3 protein-coding genes and 1 pseudogene are annotated in these 2,237 nt (G+C 59.5%); 2 read left to right on the forward strand and 2 right to left on the reverse strand.

Annotated elements, in window-relative coordinates; genetic code table 11:
• Positions 1-351 precede the first annotated feature (351 nt).
• Entirely contained in the window at positions 352-813 is a 462-nt protein-coding gene (locus tag AWB67_RS36570; protein WP_235025574.1) for a DUF1090 domain-containing protein, read from the forward strand.
• A gap of 275 nt (positions 814-1,088) precedes the next feature.
• Here the strand turns inward: AWB67_RS36570 and AWB67_RS36575 are convergent, their stop codons facing one another.
• A complete protein-coding gene (locus AWB67_RS36575; protein ID WP_087660708.1) occupies positions 1,089-1,478 on the reverse strand; it encodes a type II toxin-antitoxin system VapC family toxin in 390 nt (129 codons plus the stop codon).
• Entirely contained in the window at positions 1,475-1,726 is a 252-nt protein-coding gene (locus AWB67_RS36580) for a type II toxin-antitoxin system Phd/YefM family antitoxin (protein ID WP_087660709.1), read from the reverse strand. The genes AWB67_RS36575 and AWB67_RS36580 overlap by 4 nt, the downstream gene beginning before the upstream one ends.
• A gap of 223 nt (positions 1,727-1,949) precedes the next feature.
• Here AWB67_RS36580 and AWB67_RS41630 point away from each other — a divergent pair.
• Positions 1,950-2,237, forward strand: a pseudogene (locus tag AWB67_RS41630) (hypothetical protein); the annotation flags it as partial.

Genomic DNA, 2,237 nt, shown 5'->3' on the forward strand with positions numbered 1-2,237 from the left:
GATGTAGAGGATGTTCGGGCGCTTCTGCGCGGCGACGACGGGCGGTTTCACGTTCGCGCCGCTGTCGTCGGACGAGCCGCACGACGCGAGGGCGACGAGCGTCGCGATGGCCGCGCCCCTCAGGGCAAGCCGGGCAGGGAGGAACTGCGATTTGTGAGTTGTCATTGTTCGCGCGCAAGGAAAATCGAGCGGCGATGGTAGCAACGGGCGTCACTTGCCCAAAGATCGATTTCTGCGTTGCTAAGCGGAACGCTTGATAAGGGAAGCTTGAAAAATAGGTCTGACTGGTTGGCCCGGCGCAGAACGGCGACGAAGCCTGCGGAAACTCTAAGGTCATCTTTGTCCCGGTCGTTGCACGAATCGTTTTCGCGTTTCGAAGTACCATTGCCGCGTCGAATCTCGACATCGAAAAACACAGGTGCCCGGAGGCTTCTCTTGAAACTGGTCAAAGATTTCCTGCTCGGCACCGTCGTCTTTCCGGTGCTGTGTTCCGCTCAACCGAGCGGCTGCGATGCGAAGCGCCACTCGATAGAGCAAGAGATCGCCTATGCGCAGGCGCACGGCAATGCGAAGCGTGTCGATGGCCTCGAAACCGCGCTCGCTGAAATGAACGCGAACTGCACCGATGCTTCTTTGCGCAGCGAAGCACAACGCAAAGTGACGCGGGCGCAAGCGGAGCTTTCCGAGCGCGAGCAAGACCTTCGAAAAGCGAAAGCCGACGGCAAAAGCGGGAAAAAAATCGCCGACCGGCAGCGCAAGGTCGACAAGGCGCATGCGGAACTCGAGAGACTGCAGGCGGAAGCGTCCCAGTGAATGTCTTTCTCGCAAAACTCCGGGCCGTGATGGTCGATGCAGACTGTGCCCGCTGCCGTTGGTGAATGGTGCTCGACAACGTCGCTGATGACGTCTACGACGCGCAGAGCGGGGCGGCACTATGCGCGCGCTCGTCTGATCGGGCAATCGGACGCTGGTGGCGCGCGAGCTCGATGGGTCGTGTCGGCGAAGGTCGCTGGCGCTGTCGATTGATCAATAGATTCGAGCTGGCAGTCTGGCGAAAAGGGCGGCACAGGCCGGCCCCGTGTCTCGTCTCAAACGAAACGTACTGGCGCGAGATCGTATTGCTTTATGAGGTCATCATGCGTCAGCAGCACGATTCCTTCGGCCATCGCCTGTCCAATGAGAACACGATCAAACGGATCTCTATGCAGTGGCGGCAGCTGCGCAACTTCGAACGTATGCGGGGCCTCGATGGGAAGTTCCTCGTAGCCGGCATCCAGCAGGTTCCGACGCAGCACCCGGGCGTCTATCTTGAAGTCGTCGCGGCCCAGCGCGCTTTTGATGACGATCTCCCAAATACTCGCGACGCTAAAAAAAAGCGTATTTTCGACGTCTTCAATAGCGACGCGTGCCTCGTGAGGTAACGCAGGATCATCCGCCGCAGCCCAAAGTAGCAAGTGGGTGTCGAGCAGCAGCTTCACTTGGCGTTTCCCTCGAACATGCTGCTGATTTCGTCTGCGCCCATTGTGTCGAAATCGGCGGGCACTTTCATCTGGCCTTTCATGAACCCGATGCGCCGCAGCGGCTTCTCGGGTTCCGCATCGATCCTGACTACCTTGACCAATGGCTTCCCGGATTTCGCGATCACGAACGGCTCACCGCCATTTACCGTTTCCTCGATCAGCCGCGAGAGATTGGTTTTGGCGTCGTGCATGTTGTAGATCTGCATAGCCACCTCCGATAAAACTTAGTTCAATGGACTTAGTTTAATTCGATTGCTGTGGATTGACAAGGGGATATCGCTTTGGATCATCGCAGGATGGGCCGAGAAATTGCGATTGCTAGAGTCGTGGGCGTCCGCTGGGCGACGATTCCTGGCGTATTCGTCGGACGTCGCGATCGACGGCAGGCGCTGCCTTCGGCCGCGTGAAGTCCTTCGATCGGTGAATCCCTTGAGCAAAACTTATCGCCTGAGCAACGAGATGCAGGCCTTCGTCGCGGAAAGCGAACGCATGCAGACGCCCGAAAGCGGACTCGCCGCGCGCCGCGCCGCTTATGAGCGCATCTCCCGGCATTCCACGCCGCCCCGGGCCGAAGACGTGCTCATGCGCGATGCCTGCGTCGGCGCGATCGACGTGCGCGTCTACTGTCCGGCCGAAGACCAGCCGGCGGCGGGCTGGCCTGTATTGCTCTACCTCCACGGCGGCGGCTGGAACATGGGCAACCTCGACACGCACGAC

It is taken from the genome of Caballeronia terrestris (assembly GCF_001544515.1).
Taxonomy (GTDB): domain Bacteria; phylum Pseudomonadota; class Gammaproteobacteria; order Burkholderiales; family Burkholderiaceae; genus Caballeronia; species Caballeronia terrestris.

What these genes read in the sequence shown, in the direction of transcription:
- AWB67_RS36580 (WP_087660709.1), bottom strand. Translation starts at nt 1,726, where the DNA reads ATGCAGATCTACAACATGCACGACGCCAAAACCAATCTCTCGCGGCTG.